Below are 15,892 nucleotides of genomic sequence, written 5' to 3' on the forward strand. Positions count from 1 at the left end.
CCCGGCCCGCCCCGCCCCCGGCCGGGCGCACCGCGCACCATCCGGCTGGGCAGCCCCCGCCCCCGGCTGCGCCTGGTCGGCTTCGCGCTCGCCCTCGTCCTCATCGCCTTCCTGGTCCGCCTGCTCCAGGTGCAGGCCGTCGACGCGAGCACCTACACCGCGAAGGCGGAGCAGAACCGGTACGTCGTCCACACCCTCACCGCCGCCCGCGGCGGCATCACCGACCGCAACGGCGTGGCCCTCGCGACCACCGTGGACGCCTACGACATCACCGCCGACCCCACGATGTTCACCCGCGAGCAGCTGGAGGTGGACGACGGCCCCGAACAGGCCGCCGCGCTGCTCGCCCCGATCCTCGGCGAGAACCAGGACGAACTGGCCGCCACCCTGCGCCCGAAGAACAAGCAGCTGCGCTACGTCCGCCTCGCCCGCGCCAGGACGCCGCAGGAGTGGAACCAGATCAAGGACCTGAAGGCCGCCCTCACCAAGAAGGCGGAGACGGACGAGGCCACCGTCAACGTCCTCGCCGGCGTCTTCGCCGACCCCAGCAGCAAGCGCCTCTACCCCAACGGCGACCTCGCCGCCGGGGTGATCGGCTGGGTCAACTCCGAGGGCGAGGGCAGCGGCGGCCTGGAGCGGCAGCTGGAGAAGACGCTGGCCGGCGAGGACGGCGAGATCCGCTACGCCCAGTCCGGCGGCCACCAGGTCCCCACCGTCGGCGCCAACGAGACCCCCGCGGTGCCCGGCAGCGACGTGGAGCTGACCATCGACCGCGACATCCAGTGGGCCGCGCAGGACGCCATCACCGAGCAGGTGGAGAAGTCCGACGCCGACGGCGGCTACGTCATCGTGCAGGACACCCGCACCGGCGAGATACTGGCCATGGCGAACTCGCCCGGCTTCGACCCCGGGGACCTCTCCCACGCCGACCCCGACGCCCTCGGCAACGGCGCCCTCCAGGAAGCCTTCGAGCCCGGTTCCACCGCCAAGGTGATGTCGATGGCCGCCGTACTGGAGGAGAACGCCGCCACCCCCGCCACCCACGTCACCGTCCCCAACCGGCTGCACCGCGGCGACCGGCTCTTCAAGGACGACATCGACCACCCCACCTGGTACCTCACGCTCAACGGCGTCCTCGCCAAGTCCAGCAACATCGGCACCATCCTGGCCACCGGCGAACTCGGCAAGACCCAGAAAGAGGCCAACCAGGTCCTCTACTCCTACCTGCGCAAGTTCGGCCTCGGCGGCTACAGCGGCCTCGGCTTCCCCGGCGAGACCAAGGGCATCCTCGCGGCGCCCGGACAGTGGTCGACCTCGCAGCAGTACACGATCCCTTTCGGCCAGGGCGTGTCCGTCAACGCGCTCCAGGCGGCCTCCGTCTACTCGACGATCGCCAACGGCGGCGTCCGCGTGGAACCGACCCTGGTGAAGGGGACGAAAGACGCCGAAGGTGGGTACACGCCCGCGGAGAAGCCGAAGAAAACCCGTGTGATCAGTGAGAAGACCGCGAAGACCCTGTCGCAGATGCTGGAGTCCGTCGTCGACGACGAGGAGGGCACCGGCACCAAGGCCCGCATCCCCGGCTACCGGGTCGCGGGCAAGACGGGTACGGCCAACCGAGTGGATCCGGCCACCGGCCAGTACAAGGGGTACACCTCGTCCTTCGCGGGTTTCGCGCCCGCCGACGAACCCCGTGTCACCGTCTACTGCGCCATCCAGAACGCCACCAAGGGCAGCTACTTCGGCGGCCAGATCTGCGGCCCCATCTACAAGCAGGTCATGGAGTTCGCCCTGAAGTCCCTCCAGGTCCCGCCGACCGGGACCGACCCCGCGAACCTTCCGGTCACCTTCACACCCTGACCTGTTCCGACGCGACACCGAGCCACCAGGAACCACCCCGTGACAACGATCACCCCCGATCCCGGGAACCAGAACGGCCCCCGCCCCTCGCTTCGCGGGCAAGCGGGTGCGCCCGGTACGCTCACCGCCGTGCCACAGCCTGATCAGTCCCAAACCACCCAGAAGGGCCAACCCGTGACCTACCCGGGACCGCCCCGGCCGGACCGGGTCTCCGCCACATCCCTCGCGGAACTCGCCGGTCAGCTGGGTGCCGAACCGCCGCGGGCGGCCGCCGACGTCACGGGCATCACCCATGACTCGCGGGCCGTCCGCCCCGGCGACCTGTACGCCGCCCTGCCCGGGGCCCGCGCCCACGGCGCCGACTTCGTCACCCAGGCCGCCGGGCTCGGAGCGGCCGCCGTGCTGACCGACCCGGCCGGCGCCGAACGCGCCGCCGCCACCGGACTGCCGGTGCTCGTCACCGACGACCCGCGCGCCGAGATGGGCGAACTGGCGGCCACGATCTACGGCCACCCCGGCCGGGACCTGCTCCAGATCGGCATCACCGGCACCTCCGGCAAGACCACCACCGCCTACCTCGTCGAGGGCGGCCTGCGCACCGCGCGGACCACCGGCCTGATCGGCACGGTCGAGATGCGCATCGGCGACGAGCGCATCAAGTCCGAGCGGACCACCCCCGAGGCCACCGACCTCCAGGCCCTCTTCGCGGTGATGCGCGAACGCGGCACCGAGGCCGTCGCCATGGAGGTCTCCAGCCACGCCCTGGTGCTCGGCCGGGTCGACGGCTGCGTCTTCGACGTCGCCGTCTTCACCAACCTCTCCCCGGAACACATGGAGTTCCACCGGGACATGGAGGACTACTTCCAGGCCAAGGCGCGGCTCTTCACCCCGGAGCGCAGCCGCCTCGGCGTGGTCAACGCCGACGACGAGTACGGCCGCCGGCTCGCCCGCGAGGCCGGCGTCCCGGTCGTCACCTACTCGGCCGAGGGCCACCCCGACGCCGACTGGCGCGCCGAGGACGTCGAGGTCGGCCCGCTGGACTCGACGTTCACCGTGATCGACCCCAAGGGCCAGCGGATCACCGCCCGCTCGCCGCTGGCCGGTCCGTTCAACGTGGCCAACACCCTCGCCGCGATCGTCGCCCTCTCCGCCGCCGGACTCGACGCGCAGAGCGCCGCCGACGGGGTCGCCGCGGTGCCGGGCGTGCCGGGCCGTCTGGAGCGGGTGGACGCCGGGCAGCCCTACCTGGCGGTGGTCGACTACGCGCACAAGACCGACGCGGTCGAGTCGGTCCTGAAGGCGCTGCGCAAGGTCACCGAGGGCCGGCTGCACGTCGTCCTCGGCTGCGGCGGCGACCGGGACACCACCAAGCGGATGCCGATGGGCGCCGCCGCCGCCCGGCACGCCGACACCGCCGTACTGACCTCCGACAACCCCCGCTCCGAGGACCCCCTCGCCATCCTCGCCACCATGCTCCAGGGCGCCGCCTCCGTGCCGGCCCACGAGCGCGGCGAGGTGCAGGTCTTCGAGGACCGGGCGGCCGCCGTCGCCGCCGCCGTCGCACGGGCCGAGCCCGGCGACACGGTGCTGGTCGCCGGCAAGGGCCACGAGCAGGGCCAGGACATCGCCGGGGTGGTGCGTCCCTTCGACGACCGCCAGGTGCTTCGCGAAGCTATCCAGAAGACCCAGGGATGAACTTGTGATCGCCCTCTCTCTCGCCGAGATCGCAGAAGTCGTCGGCGGGCAGATGCACGACATACCGGACCCGTCGGCGAAGGTCACCGGGCCGGTCGTCCGGGACTCCCGCGAGGCGGGACCCGGCAGCCTCTTCGTGGCCTTCGTCGGCGAACGCGCGGACGGCCACGACTTCGCACGGGCGGTCGTCGAGTCGGGAGCGGCGGCCGTGCTCGGCTCCCGCCCCGTCGGCGTGCCCGCGATCGTCGTGGACGACGTCCAGGCGGCTCTCGGCGCCCTCGCCCGGCACGTCGTACGGCGCCTCGGGGCCACCCTCGTGGCGCTCACCGGCTCGGCGGGCAAGACGAGCACCAAGGACCTCATCGCGCAGGTGCTGCGGCGCAAGGCGCCGACGGTGTTCACGCCCGGCTCGCTCAACAACGAGATCGGGCTGCCGCTGACCGCGCTCACCGCCACCGAGGAGACGCGTTTCCTCGTCCTGGAAATGGGCGCCCGCTCCATCGGTCACATCCGGTACCTCACGGGTCTGACCCCGCCGCGGATAGGAGTCGTCCTCAACGTCGGCTCCGCGCACATCGGCGAGTTCGGCGGCCGGGAACAGATCGCGCAGGCCAAGGGCGAACTCGTGGAAGCCCTGCCGCCGTCCGATGACGGCGGTACGGCCGTGCTCAACGCGGACGATCCCTACGTACGCGCCATGGCCTCCCGAACGAAGGCGAAGGTGATCCTTTTCGGAGAGTCCGACGAAGCGGACGTACGCGCCGAGAACGTGAGACTCACGGACACCGGACAGCCCGCGTTCAGGCTTCACACACCCTCCGGTGCAAGCGATGTGACCATGCGCCTGTACGGTGAGCACCACGTGTCGAACGCGCTCGCCGCGGCCGCCGTCGCCCACGAGTTGGGCATGTCCGCAGACGAGATCGCCACCGCGCTCTCCGAGGCGGGCTCCCTCTCCCGCTGGCGGATGGAGGTCACCGAGCGCCCGGACGGCGTGACGGTCGTCAACGACGCCTACAACGCGAACCCCGAGTCCATGAAGGCCGCGCTGCGTGCGCTGGTCGCCATGGGCGGCGCCGCACAGGCCAGGGGGGGCCGTACGTGGGCGGTGCTCGGCAAGATGGCCGAGCTCGGGGACGAGGCGCTCGCCGAGCACGACGCGGTCGGACGGCTCGCCGTCCGGCTCAACGTCAGCAAGCTCGTCGCGGTCGGGGGCAGGGAAGCCCGCTGGCTGCAACTGGGCGCATACAACGAGGGTTCGTGGGGTGAGGAGTCGGTGCACGTGTCCGACGCACAGGCGGCGGTCGACCTGTTGCGCAGCGAGTTGCGCCCGGGTGACGTCGTGCTCGTGAAGGCGTCCCGTTCGGTGGGTCTCGAGGCGGTCGCCACGGCGCTGCTCGAGACCGGCACCGAGGGTGAGGTCGCTGCCCGATGATGAAGCAGATCCTGTTCGCGGGAGTCATCGGCCTCTTCCTGACGCTGGTCGGCACCCCGCTGCTGATCAAGCTCCTCGCGCGCAAGGGCTACGGCCAGTACATCCGCGACGACGGCCCGCGCGAGCACGCCAGCAAGCGCGGTACGCCGACCATGGGCGGCATCGCCTTTATCTTCGCCACGGTCGCCGCGTACTTCCTGGCCAAGGTGATCACCAGTTACCTGGACCCGGAGGCCGACGCGGCGCCGACCTTCTCCGGTCTGCTGGTGCTCGGCCTGATGGTCGGCATGGGCCTGGTCGGCTTCCTGGACGACTACATCAAGATCGTCAAGCGCCGCTCGCTCGGTCTGCGGGCCAAGGCGAAGATGGCCGGCCAGCTGATCGTCGGTATCGCCTTCGCGGTGCTGTCGCTGCAGTTCGCGGACAACCGCGGCAACACCCCGGCCTCCACCAAGCTGTCGTTCATCACGGACTTCGGCTGGACGATCGGCCCCGTGCTGTTCGTGGTCTGGGCGCTGTTCATGATCCTGGCGATGTCCAACGGCGTGAACCTCACCGACGGTCTGGACGGCCTCGCCACCGGCGCCTCGGTGCTTGTCTTCGGCGCCTACACGTTCATCGGCGTCTGGCAGTTCCAGGAGTCCTGCGCCAACGCGCTGACCCTGACCAACCCCAACGCCTGCTACGAGGTACGCGACCCGCTCGACCTGGCCGTGGTCGCCTCCGCGCTGATGGGAGCCTGTCTCGGCTTCCTGTGGTGGAACACCTCGCCGGCCAAGATCTTCATGGGCGACACCGGTTCGCTCGCGCTCGGCGGCGTGCTCGCGGGGCTGGCGATCTGCTCCCGCACCGAGCTGCTGATGGCCATCCTCGGCGGTCTCTTCGTCCTGATCACCATGTCCGTGGTGATCCAGGTCGGCTCCTTCCGCCTGACCGGGAAACGCGTCTTCCGGATGGCGCCGCTCCAGCACCACTTCGAACTCAAAGGCTGGTCCGAGGTCCTTGTCGTGGTCCGCTTCTGGATCATCCAGGGCATCTGCGTGATCGTCGGGCTCGGCCTCTTCTACGCGGGATGGGCAGCGACCAAGTGACCGACTCGGTGTCTTCGGAACTCAAGGGGAAGCACGTCACCGTCGCGGGGCTGGGTGTCTCCGGCCTCCCGGCGGCCAAGGTCCTGCACGGCCTCGGCGCGCGCGTCACCGTCGTCAACGACGGCGCCGACGAGCGCGCCCGGACGCAGGCCGCGGAGCTGGAGGCGCTCGGCATCACCGTGCGCCTCGGCGACGGAGACTCATTGCCCGAGGACACCGACCTGATCGTCACCGCCCCCGGCTGGAAGCCCACCAAGCCGCTGTTCGCGGCGGCCGAGGCGGCCGGCGTCCCCGTCTGGGGCGACGTCGAACTCGCCTGGCGGCTGCGGGGCGAGAACGCCGCCCCCTGGCTCGCGGTCACCGGCACCAACGGCAAGACCACCACCGTCCAGATGCTCGCGTCGATCCTGAAGGCGGCGGGTCTGCGCACCGCGGCCGTCGGCAACATCGGCGTCTCGCTCCTGGACGCGGTCACCGGCGAGGAGGAGTACGACGTCCTCGCCGTGGAGCTGTCCAGCTACCAGCTGCACTGGGCGCCCTCCCTGCGCGCCCACTCCGCCGCCGTCCTCAACCTCGCCCCGGACCACCTCGACTGGCACGGCTCCATGGCCGCCTACGCCGCCGACAAGGGCCGGATCTACGAGGGCAACCGCGTCGCGTGCGTCTACAACGTGGCCGACAGCGCGACCGAGGACCTGGTCCGCGAGGCCGACGTCGAGGAGGGCTGCCGGGCGATCGGCTTCACCCTCGGTGCCCCGGCCCCCTCCCAACTGGGCGTCGTGGACGGCATCCTGGTCGACCGCGCCTTCGTCGAGGACCGGCAGAAGAACGCCCAGGAACTGGCCGAGGTCGGGGACGTGAACCCGCCCGCCCCGCACAACATCGCCAACGCGCTCGCCGCCGCGGCCCTCGCCCGCGCCTACGGCGTGCCCCCGGCGGCCGTACGGGACGGGCTGCGCGCCTTCACCCCGGACGCCCACCGCATCGCGCACGTCGCCGACGTGGACGGCGTGGCCTACGTCGACGACTCCAAGGCCACCAACACCCATGCCGCCGAGGCCTCCTTGGCGGCGTACGGGTCGATCGTGTGGATCGCCGGCGGCCTCGCCAAGGGCGCCACCTTCGACGAGCTGGTCACGGCCTCGGCCGAGCGGCTGCGCGGGGTCGTGCTGGTCGGCGCCGACCGCGCGCTGATCGCCGAAGCTCTGGCGCGACACGCCCCCGAGGTGCCCGTCGTCGACCTCGACCGGACCGACACTGGTGCGATGTCCGCGGCCGTCCAGGAGGCCCGGCGGCTCGCCCGGCCCGGCGACACGGTGCTGCTGGCCCCGGCCTGCGCCTCCATGGACATGTTCGCCAACTACAACAAGCGCGGTGACGCGTTCGCGCAGGCCGTTCGCGAACTCGGCGCCTGACCCGGCCGCCTGCGCCGGGCGATACTGGGAGGGACGCGTGGGACGGTCCAGGCCGACGTACAGCGGAGGCTGCGATGCCCGTTAGTCCCGGTAGCCGTACCGGACGCCCGCCCGTGCAGCGGGCCCCCAGGCGGCCCGCCGCCCGGCGGACGGCCCCCGAGAACCCCCTGCGGCGGCTCTTCACCCGCCTTCAGCGGGCCTGGGACCGGCCGCTCACCGCCTACTACCTGATCGCCGGCGGCAGCGCGCTGATCACCGTGCTCGGCCTGGTGATGGTCTACTCCGCCTCCCAGATCACCGCGCTCCAGCTGTCGCTGCCCGGCTCGTACTTCTTCCGCAAGCAGTTCCTGGCCGCCGCGATCGGCACCGCGCTGCTCCTGGTGGCGATGCGGATGCCGACCAAGCTGCACCGCGCGCTGGCCTACCCGATCCTCGCGGGCGCGGTCTTCCTCATGGCCCTGGTGCAGGTGCCGGGGATAGGGATGTCGGTCAACGGCAACCAGAACTGGATCTCCGTCGGCGGCCCCTTCCAGCTCCAGCCCAGCGAGTTCGGCAAGCTCGCCCTGGTGCTCTGGGGCGCCGACCTGCTCGCCCGCAAACAGGACAAGCGGCTGCTGACCCAGTGGAAGCACATGCTGGTGCCGCTGGTGCCGGTCGCCTTCCTGCTGCTCGGCCTGATCATGCTCGGCGGCGACATGGGCACGGCGATGATTCTCACCGCGGTCCTGTTCGGGCTGCTGTGGCTGGCGGGGGCGCCCACCCGGATGTTCGCCGGCGTCCTGTCGATCGCCGCGCTGCTCGGTGTGATCCTCATCAAGACCAACCCCAACCGCATGGCCCGGCTCGCCTGCATCGGCGCCACCGACCCCGGACCGGGCGACTCCTGCTGGCAGGCCGTGCACGGCATCTACGCCCTCGCCTCGGGCGGGCTGTTCGGATCCGGGCTCGGCGCCAGCGTGGAGAAATGGGGCCAACTCCCCGAAGCACACACCGACTTCATCTTCGCCGTCACCGGTGAGGAACTGGGTCTCGCGGGGACGCTGTCGGTACTCGCCCTCTTCGCGGCTCTAGGCTATGCGGGTATCCGCGTGGCCGGACGCACGGAGGACCCCTTCGTGAGGTATGCCGCGGGAGGCGTGACCACCTGGATCACGGCCCAGGCCGTGATCAACATCGGTGCGGTCCTCGGACTGCTCCCGATCGCCGGCGTCCCCCTTCCGCTGTTCTCCTACGGAGGTTCCGCCCTGCTGCCGACCATGTTCGCCATCGGGCTGCTGATCGCCTTCGCACGCGACGAGCCCGCTGCGCGGGCGGCGCTTGCGATGCGGCACCCTCGCTTTGGTAGAAAGCGGGGGACCGGGGGCACCGGGTCCAAGCGGGAACCCCGGAGTTGGAACACGATGCGACGGCGTGCCTCGGCGGCGCGTTCGTCCGGAGAGCGGTGAATTTCGGTGCATGTCGTACTCGCCGGCGGAGGAACCGCGGGCCACATCGAGCCCGCGCTCGCCCTCGCGGACGCCCTGCGCAGGCAGGACCCGACCACGGGCATCACGGCCCTGGGCACGGAGCGCGGCCTGGAGACCCGTCTCGTACCCGAGCGCGGGTACGAACTGGCGCTGATCCCGGCCGTCCCGCTGCCGCGCAAGCCCACGCCCGAGCTGATCACCGTCCCGGGCCGGCTGCGCGGCACCATCAAGGCGACCGAGCAGATCCTGGAGCGCACCAAGGCGGACGCCGTGGTCGGCTTCGGCGGCTACGTCGCCCTGCCCGGGTATCTCGCGGCCAAGCGGCTCGGCGTGCCGATCATCGTCCACGAGGCCAACGCCCGCCCCGGCCTGGCCAACAAGATCGGCTCCCGGTACGCCCGTCAGGTCGCCGTCTCCACCCCGGACAGCAAGCTGCGCAACTCCCGCTACATCGGCATCCCGCTGCGCCGCTCCGTCGCCACCCTGGACCGGGCCGCCGCCCGCCCCGAGGGCCGCGCGATGTTCGGGCTCGACCCCAACCTGCCGACGCTGCTGGTCTCCGGCGGCTCGCAGGGCGCCCGCCGCCTCAACGAGGTGGTCCAGCAGGTCGCCCCCTGGCTCCAGCAGGCCGGCATCCAGATCCTGCACGCGGTCGGCCCGAAGAACGAACTGCCGCAGGTGCACCAGATGCCGGGGATGCCCCCGTACATCCCGGTACCGTATGTGGACCGGATGGACCTCGCGTACGCCGCGGCCGACATGATGCTCTGCCGCGCGGGCGCGATGACCGTCGCCGAACTCTCCGCCGTCGGACTCCCGGCCGCCTACGTCCCGCTGCCCATCGGCAACGGCGAACAGCGGCTCAACGCCCAGCCGGTGGTGAAGGCCGGCGGCGGCCTGCTGGTCGACGACGCGGACCTCACCCCCGAGTGGGTGCAGCAGAACGTGCTGCCTGTCCTCGCCGACCCGCACCGGCTGTACGAGATGTCCCGCGCCGCCGCCGAGTTCGGCCGCCGGGACGCCGACGACCTCCTCGTCGGCATGGTGTACGAGGCGATCAGCGCCCACCGCGCCGAGCGCTAGGCACGTTTGACGGAAGGGCAGGCAAGCGTGGCCGGACCGACCACCGCCGAGCGCGGGGAACGCCGGCGGGAGTCGTCCGGCCCGCCCGGCGCCCGGCTCCCGCGGCGTCCCCGCCTCCGTACGATCGTCATCCTGGCCGTCGCCCTCGTGCTCCTCGCCTCCGGCACGGTCTGGCTCCTCTACGGCTCCGACTGGCTGCGGGCGGAGCGGGTCTCGGTCTCCGGGACCCGGGTCCTGACGGCGGACCAGGTGCGCGAGGCGGCCGACGTGCCGCTGGGCGACCCGCTGGTCTCCGTCGGCACCGAGGAGATCGAGGCCCGGCTCGCCCGGGGACTGCCCCGGATCGACACCGTGCGGGCCGAGCGGGACTGGCCCGACGGAATCGACCTGAAAGTGACCGAGCGCACGGCGGTGCTGCTGGTGCAAAAGGGCGGGAAATACTTGGAAGTCGACAAGGCGGGCGTCCGATTCGCCACGGTTTCCCGCGCGCCCGAAGGCACGCCCCTGTTGAAACTCTCCGTGTCCCGCTCGGGGTCGGCCGCCGCGAGCCTGCGCCGATTCGGTGAGGACCGGCTGGTGCGGGAGGCGGTCCGGGTCGCCGGTCGCGTTCCGGACGCGGTCGCGCGCGCCACCCGGCAGGTCGAGGTGCGGTCGTTCGACGACATCTCGCTGAAGCTGAGCGGGGGCCGGACCGTGGCGTGGGGCAGCGGTGAGCAGGGCGCCGACAAGGCGCGCGCGCTCACGGCGCTGATGAAAGCGGCGCCCGACGCGCACCACTTCGACGTGAGTGTTCCCACCGCTCCGGCGTCGTCGGGGAGTTGACGCCCATCGACGCAGGCCAGCACCCTGGTTGGGCACCGCTACGGCTGATCACATAGGGTGAAAAGAAAAACGGGAGGTTCGGCGTGTTCGTTGAACGCGCGCCACGTGTCGACTTAGTGTCCTGTTCGGAAGAGTCCAGGGAACAGACACACTGGTAACCCTAAACTTCAGCGTTAGGGTTCGGGTCGGCGCTACGGACCGTCCCCATCGGCATCAGTCGGCGGATCGCGGGGCAGCAGTGCCCCGATCGATCCGACGACACGTAACTCGAGGCGAGAGGCCTTCGACGTGGCAGCACCGCAGAACTACCTCGCAGTCATCAAAGTCATCGGTGTCGGCGGCGGTGGTGTCAATGCCATCAACCGGATGATCGAGGTCGGTCTCAAGGGCGTCGAGTTCATCGCCATCAACACCGACGCGCAAGCTCTGTTGATGAGCGACGCCGACGTCAAGCTCGACGTCGGCCGTGAACTCACCCGCGGACTCGGCGCCGGTGCCAACCCGGCCGTCGGCCGCAAGGCGGCCGAGGACCACCGCGAGGAGATCGAGGAGGTCCTCAAGGGGGCCGACATGGTCTTCGTGACGGCCGGCGAGGGCGGCGGCACCGGTACCGGTGGCGCCCCCGTGGTGGCGAACATCGCCCGCTCGCTGGGCGCCCTCACCATCGGCGTGGTCACCCGCCCGTTCACCTTCGAGGGACGGCGCCGGGCCAACCAGGCCGAGGACGGCATCGCCGAGCTGCGCGAAGAGGTCGACACCCTCATCGTCATCCCCAACGACCGGCTGCTGTCCATCTCGGACCGCCAGGTCTCGGTCCTCGACGCCTTCAAGTCGGCCGACCAGGTCCTGCTCTCCGGTGTCCAGGGCATCACCGACCTCATCACCACGCCCGGCCTGATCAACCTCGACTTCGCCGACGTGAAGTCGGTCATGTCCGAGGCCGGTTCGGCGCTCATGGGCATCGGCTCCGCCCGCGGCGACGACCGCGCGGTGGCCGCGGCCGAGATGGCGATCTCCTCGCCGCTCCTGGAAGCCTCCATCGACGGCGCCCGGGGCGTGCTGCTCTCCATCTCCGGCGGCTCCGACCTCGGCCTGTTCGAGATCAACGAGGCCGCCCAGCTGGTCAGCGAGGCCGCGCACCCCGAGGCCAACATCATCTTCGGCGCGGTCATCGACGATGCCCTCGGCGACGAGGTCCGGGTCACCGTGATCGCGGCCGGCTTCGACGGCGGCCAGCCCCCGGCCAAGCGGGACAACGTCCTCGGCTCGGCCTCCGCCAAGCGCGAGGAGCAGTCCGCCCCGCCGGCCCGGCAGACCGAGAGCCGCCCGTCCTTCGGGTCGCTCGGCAGCGTCAAGCCGAAGGAGGAGCCGGAGCCCGCTCCGGCCCCCGAGCCGGTGAGCGACCTGCCGCCGGTCTCCGCCCCGCCGGTCCCGCCGTCCCGTACCTACTCGGACAGCGCGGCCGAGGAACTGGACGTGCCGGACTTCTTGAAGTGACACCACAGCGCGATACCGCGAACGGCGCGCACTTCGCCTTCACCGACCGGTGGGGCGGGGTGAGCGCCGTTCCGTACGAGGAGCTCAACCTCGGCGGCGCGGTCGGTGACGACCCCGACGCCGTACGGGCCAACCGGGAGCGGGCGGCCGAGGCACTCGGCCTCGACGCCTCCCGCGTGGTCTGGATGAACCAGGTCCACGGGGCCGACGTCCAGGTGGTCGACGGACCGTGGGGCGGCCGGCCGGTGCCGGAGACCGACGCCGTCGTCACCGCCGAGCGGGGCCTCGCCCTCGCCGTCCTCACCGCCGACTGCGTGCCGGTGCTGCTGGCCGACCCGGTCGCCGGCGTCGCCGCCGCGGCCCACGCCGGCCGGCCCGGACTGGTCGCCGCGGTGGTCCCCGCCGCCGTACGGGCCATGGCGGAACTCGGCGCCGACCCCGCTCGGATCGTCGCCCGCACCGGACCCTCCGTGTGCGGCCGGTGCTACGAGGTGCCGGAAGCGATGCGCGCCGAGGTCGCCGCGGTCGAACCGGCCGCTTACGCCGAGACGGCCTGGGGCACCCCGGCGGTCGACGTCGCCGCCGGTGTGCACGCGCAACTGGAACGGCTCGGGGTGCGTACGCGGGCGCAGTCGCCGGTGTGCACGCTGGAGTCGAAGGACCACTTCTCGTACCGACGCGACCGCACCACCGGGCGGCTCGCGGGCTATGTCTGGCTGGACTGATGGGGCATGACGGACCGTAAGGACGAACTCTCCGCGAACCTCGCGAAGGTGGAGGAGCGCATCGCCGCCGCCTGCGCGGCGGCCGGACGGGCGCGCGAGGAGGTGACCCTGATCGTGGTCACCAAGACCTACCCGGCGAGCGATGTGCGCACCCTGGCGGAGCTGGGTGTGCGGCACGTCGCCGAGAACCGGGACCAGGACGCCGCCCCCAAGGCCGCCGCCTCCGCGGACCTGCCGCTCACCTGGCACTTCGTGGGTCAGCTCCAGACCAACAAGGTACGATCCGTGGTCGGTTACGCCGATCTCGTGCAGTCCGTCGACCGTGACCGGCTGGTCACCGCCCTGTCGAAGGAGGCGGTGCGGGCCGGACGCGAGCTCGGCTGCCTGCTCCAGGTCGCCCTCGACGCGGGGGCGGACGGCCGCGGCGAGCGGGGCGGCGTGGCGCCCGGCGGGATCGCGGAACTGGCCGATCTCGTCGCCGGGGCCCCGGGTCTCCGGCTCGACGGGCTGATGACGGTGGCCCCGCTCAGCGGGGAGTACGCCGGGCGCCAAAGGGCCGCGTTCGAGCGCCTCATGGATTTGTCGACGGACCTGCGCCGGGCTCATCCGGCTGCGAACATGGTCTCGGCAGGGATGAGTGCGGACCTCGAACAGGCTGTGGCCGCCGGAGCGACACATGTACGCGTCGGCAGCGCGGTACTCGGAGTCCGACCCAGGCTCGGGTAACGTCGCCAAGAAGTCGGACCACAGCAGAAAATATGGTCATTACCGTCGAAAGGCGGACGCAACGACCTCGTGGATCGCGGGCATTGGCAGTCGTCAGCCGATCCACCACAGAGCGGAGGACTCAGAGCATGGCCGGCGCGATGCGCAAGATGGCGGTCTACCTCGGCCTCGTGGAGGACGATGGTTACGACGGCCGGGGCTTCGACCCCGACGACGACTTCGAACCGGAACTCGACCCGGAGCCAGAACGGGATCACCGAAGGCATGAACCGGCGCATCAGTCGCATGGTTCACATCAGTCTCATGGGGCACATACGTCACAAAGGGACGAAGAGGTACGAGTCGTACAACCGCCCGCGCCTCGCGAGCCGGTGGCCCGGTCCGCTTCGCTACCCGCGGAATCCGTGCGACCCGCCCGGATCGCGCCCGTGGCATCCATCACACAAGAACGCGCAAGCCTGGAAAAGAGCGCACCGGTCATCATGCCCAAGGTCGTGTCCGAACGAGAGCCCTACCGGATCACCACACTTCACCCACGGACCTACAACGAGGCCCGTACCATCGGGGAACACTTCCGTGAGGGCACGCCAGTGATCATGAATCTCACCGAGATGGATGACACGGACGCGAAGCGACTTGTCGACTTTGCCGCTGGCCTGGTGTTCGGTCTTCACGGCAGTATCGAGCGGGTGACGCAGAAGGTGTTCCTGCTGTCTCCTGCTAACGTCGATGTCACGGCGGAGGACAAGGCCCGCATCGCAGAGGGCGGGTTCTTCAACCAGAGCTGAGACGTAGCACCGGTTAAGTTGGTCAGGGGAGAGGGAAGCAAGGGTCATGAGCGTGGTCCTGGATGTCGTCTACATCGCGCTGATGTGCTTCCTCATCGTGCTGATCTTCCGGTTGGTCATGGACTACGTCTTCCAGTTCGCCCGCTCGTGGCAACCCGGCAAGGCGATGGTGGTCGTACTGGAGGCCACCTACACTGTCACCGATCCACCGTTGAAGCTTCTGCGGCGGTTCATTCCGCCGCTGCGTCTCGGGGGCGTGGCGCTCGACCTGTCCTTCTTCGTACTGATGATCATCGTCTACATCCTGATCTCGATCGTGAGCCGGCTGTGAGCGATGAGAGAGATACGGGCTTGCCGAATGCCGACGACTACGTTGAGGTGAAGAGATGCCGTTGACCCCCGAGGACGTGCGGAACAAGCAGTTCACGACCGTCCGCCTCCGAGAAGGCTATGACGAGGACGAGGTCGATGCCTTCCTCGACGAGGTCGAAGCCGAGCTGACCCGTCTGCTCCGCGAGAACGAGGACCTGCGCGCCAAGCTGGCCGCGGCCACGCGTGCGGCCGCGCAGAACCAGCAGAACATGCGCAAGCCCCCGGAGCAGGACCAGCAGCAGGGCGGCGGCCCCCAGCAGGGCGGCATGCCCCAGCAGGGCGGGATGCAGCAGGGCGGTATGCCGCAGCAGGGCGGAATGCAGCAGGGCGGTATGCCGCAGCAGGGCATGCGCGGTCCCGGCGCTCCGGTGCCCGCCGGCATATCGGGCCCGCCGCAGCAGCAGATGGGTGGCCCCATGGGTGGTCCGCCCCAGCTGCCGAGCGGCGCCCCGCAGCTGCCCGCCGGTCCCGGCGGTCAGGGCGGCCCGCAGGGCCCCGGCCCGATGGGTCAGGGTCCCGGACCGATGGGCCAGGGCCCGGGTCCGATGCAGGGTCAGATGGGTCCCGGTCCGATGGGTGGCCCCATGGGCGGCCCGCAGGGTCCCGGCGGCCCCGGTGGTCCCGGCATGCCCGGTCAGGGCGGCCCCGGTGGCGACAGCGCCGCGCGCGTCCTGTCGCTCGCCCAGCAGACCGCCGACCAGGCGATCGCCGAGGCGCGGTCCGAGGCCAACAAGATCGTCGGTGAGGCGCGTTCGCGTGCCGAGGGTCTGGAGCGGGACGCCCGTGCCAAGGCCGACGCCCTGGAGCGGGACGCGCAGGAGAAGCACCGCGTCGCGATGGGCTCCCTGGAGTCCGCCCGCGCCACGCTGGAGCGCAAGGTCGAGGACCTGCGCGGCTTCGAGCGCGAGTACCGCACG

Annotated in this window: 14 protein-coding genes; all 14 read left to right on the forward strand. The window is 71.0% G+C overall.

Features of this window, described 5'->3' with window-relative positions; translation table 11 throughout:
- Nucleotides 1-1,860, forward strand: a 1,860-nt coding sequence (locus UW392_RS28910; RefSeq protein ID WP_320778077.1) for a penicillin-binding protein 2, incomplete at its 5' end; no start/stop codon positions are given.
- 174 nt (nucleotides 1,861-2,034) lie between these two features.
- A complete protein-coding gene (locus UW392_RS28915; RefSeq protein ID WP_320778078.1) occupies nucleotides 2,035-3,555 on the forward strand; it encodes a UDP-N-acetylmuramoyl-L-alanyl-D-glutamate--2,6-diaminopimelate ligase in 1,521 nt (506 codons plus the stop codon).
- 4 nt (nucleotides 3,556-3,559) lie between these two features.
- Entirely contained in the window at nucleotides 3,560-4,990 is a 1,431-nt protein-coding gene (locus tag UW392_RS28920) for a UDP-N-acetylmuramoyl-tripeptide--D-alanyl-D-alanine ligase (RefSeq protein WP_320778079.1), read from the forward strand.
- Complete coding sequence (gene mraY / locus UW392_RS28925; RefSeq protein ID WP_320778088.1) at nucleotides 4,990-6,081, forward strand: phospho-N-acetylmuramoyl-pentapeptide-transferase; 1,092 nt, start codon at nucleotides 4,990-4,992, stop codon at nucleotides 6,079-6,081. The genes UW392_RS28920 and mraY overlap by 1 nt, the downstream gene beginning before the upstream one ends.
- A gap of 8 nt (nucleotides 6,082-6,089) precedes the next feature.
- Entirely contained in the window at nucleotides 6,090-7,496 is a 1,407-nt protein-coding gene (gene murD / locus UW392_RS28930; RefSeq protein ID WP_320778089.1) for a UDP-N-acetylmuramoyl-L-alanine--D-glutamate ligase, read from the forward strand.
- Between the two features lie 74 nt (nucleotides 7,497-7,570).
- A complete protein-coding gene (gene ftsW, locus UW392_RS28935) occupies nucleotides 7,571-8,941 on the forward strand; it encodes a putative lipid II flippase FtsW (RefSeq protein WP_320778080.1) in 1,371 nt (456 codons plus the stop codon).
- A 6-nt stretch (nucleotides 8,942-8,947) separates the two neighbouring features.
- Complete coding sequence (gene murG, locus UW392_RS28940; RefSeq protein WP_320778081.1) at nucleotides 8,948-10,045, forward strand: undecaprenyldiphospho-muramoylpentapeptide beta-N-acetylglucosaminyltransferase; 1,098 nt, start codon at nucleotides 8,948-8,950, stop codon at nucleotides 10,043-10,045.
- Between the two features lie 27 nt (nucleotides 10,046-10,072).
- A complete protein-coding gene (locus tag UW392_RS28945) occupies nucleotides 10,073-10,867 on the forward strand; it encodes a cell division protein FtsQ/DivIB (RefSeq protein WP_320778082.1) in 795 nt (264 codons plus the stop codon).
- A 288-nt stretch (nucleotides 10,868-11,155) separates the two neighbouring features.
- A complete protein-coding gene (gene ftsZ, locus UW392_RS28950) occupies nucleotides 11,156-12,364 on the forward strand; it encodes a cell division protein FtsZ (protein ID WP_320778083.1) in 1,209 nt (402 codons plus the stop codon).
- Nucleotides 12,361-13,089: a peptidoglycan editing factor PgeF gene (gene pgeF, locus UW392_RS28955; RefSeq protein ID WP_320778084.1), complete on the forward strand. Its 729-nt coding sequence runs from the start codon at nucleotides 12,361-12,363 to the stop codon at nucleotides 13,087-13,089. Before ftsZ ends, pgeF begins: the two co-directional genes overlap by 4 nt.
- Before the next feature lie 6 nt (nucleotides 13,090-13,095).
- Complete coding sequence (locus UW392_RS28960; protein WP_320778085.1) at nucleotides 13,096-13,815, forward strand: YggS family pyridoxal phosphate-dependent enzyme; 720 nt, start codon at nucleotides 13,096-13,098, stop codon at nucleotides 13,813-13,815.
- A 128-nt stretch (nucleotides 13,816-13,943) separates the two neighbouring features.
- Nucleotides 13,944-14,603: a cell division protein SepF gene (locus UW392_RS28965; protein WP_320778086.1), complete on the forward strand. Its 660-nt coding sequence runs from the start codon at nucleotides 13,944-13,946 to the stop codon at nucleotides 14,601-14,603.
- 46 nt (nucleotides 14,604-14,649) lie between these two features.
- A complete protein-coding gene (locus UW392_RS28970) occupies nucleotides 14,650-14,934 on the forward strand; it encodes a YggT family protein (protein ID WP_007448661.1) in 285 nt (94 codons plus the stop codon).
- 55 nt (nucleotides 14,935-14,989) lie between these two features.
- Nucleotides 14,990-15,892, forward strand: a 903-nt coding sequence (locus UW392_RS28975) for a DivIVA domain-containing protein (protein WP_320778087.1), incomplete at its 3' end; no start/stop codon positions are given.

This window comes from Streptomyces sp. CRN 30 (genome assembly GCF_034105845.1).

What these genes read in the sequence shown, in the direction of transcription:
- mraY (WP_320778088.1), top strand. Translation starts at nt 4,990, where the DNA reads ATGAAGCAGATCCTGTTCGCGGGAGTCATCGGCCTCTTCCTGACGCTG.
- ftsW (WP_320778080.1), top strand. Translation starts at nt 7,571, where the DNA reads ATGCCCGTTAGTCCCGGTAGCCGTACCGGACGCCCGCCCGTGCAGCGG.
- UW392_RS28960 (WP_320778085.1), top strand. Translation starts at nt 13,096, where the DNA reads ATGACGGACCGTAAGGACGAACTCTCCGCGAACCTCGCGAAGGTGGAG.
- UW392_RS28965 (WP_320778086.1), top strand. Translation starts at nt 13,944, where the DNA reads ATGGCCGGCGCGATGCGCAAGATGGCGGTCTACCTCGGCCTCGTGGAG.
- UW392_RS28970 (WP_007448661.1), top strand. Translation starts at nt 14,650, where the DNA reads ATGAGCGTGGTCCTGGATGTCGTCTACATCGCGCTGATGTGCTTCCTC.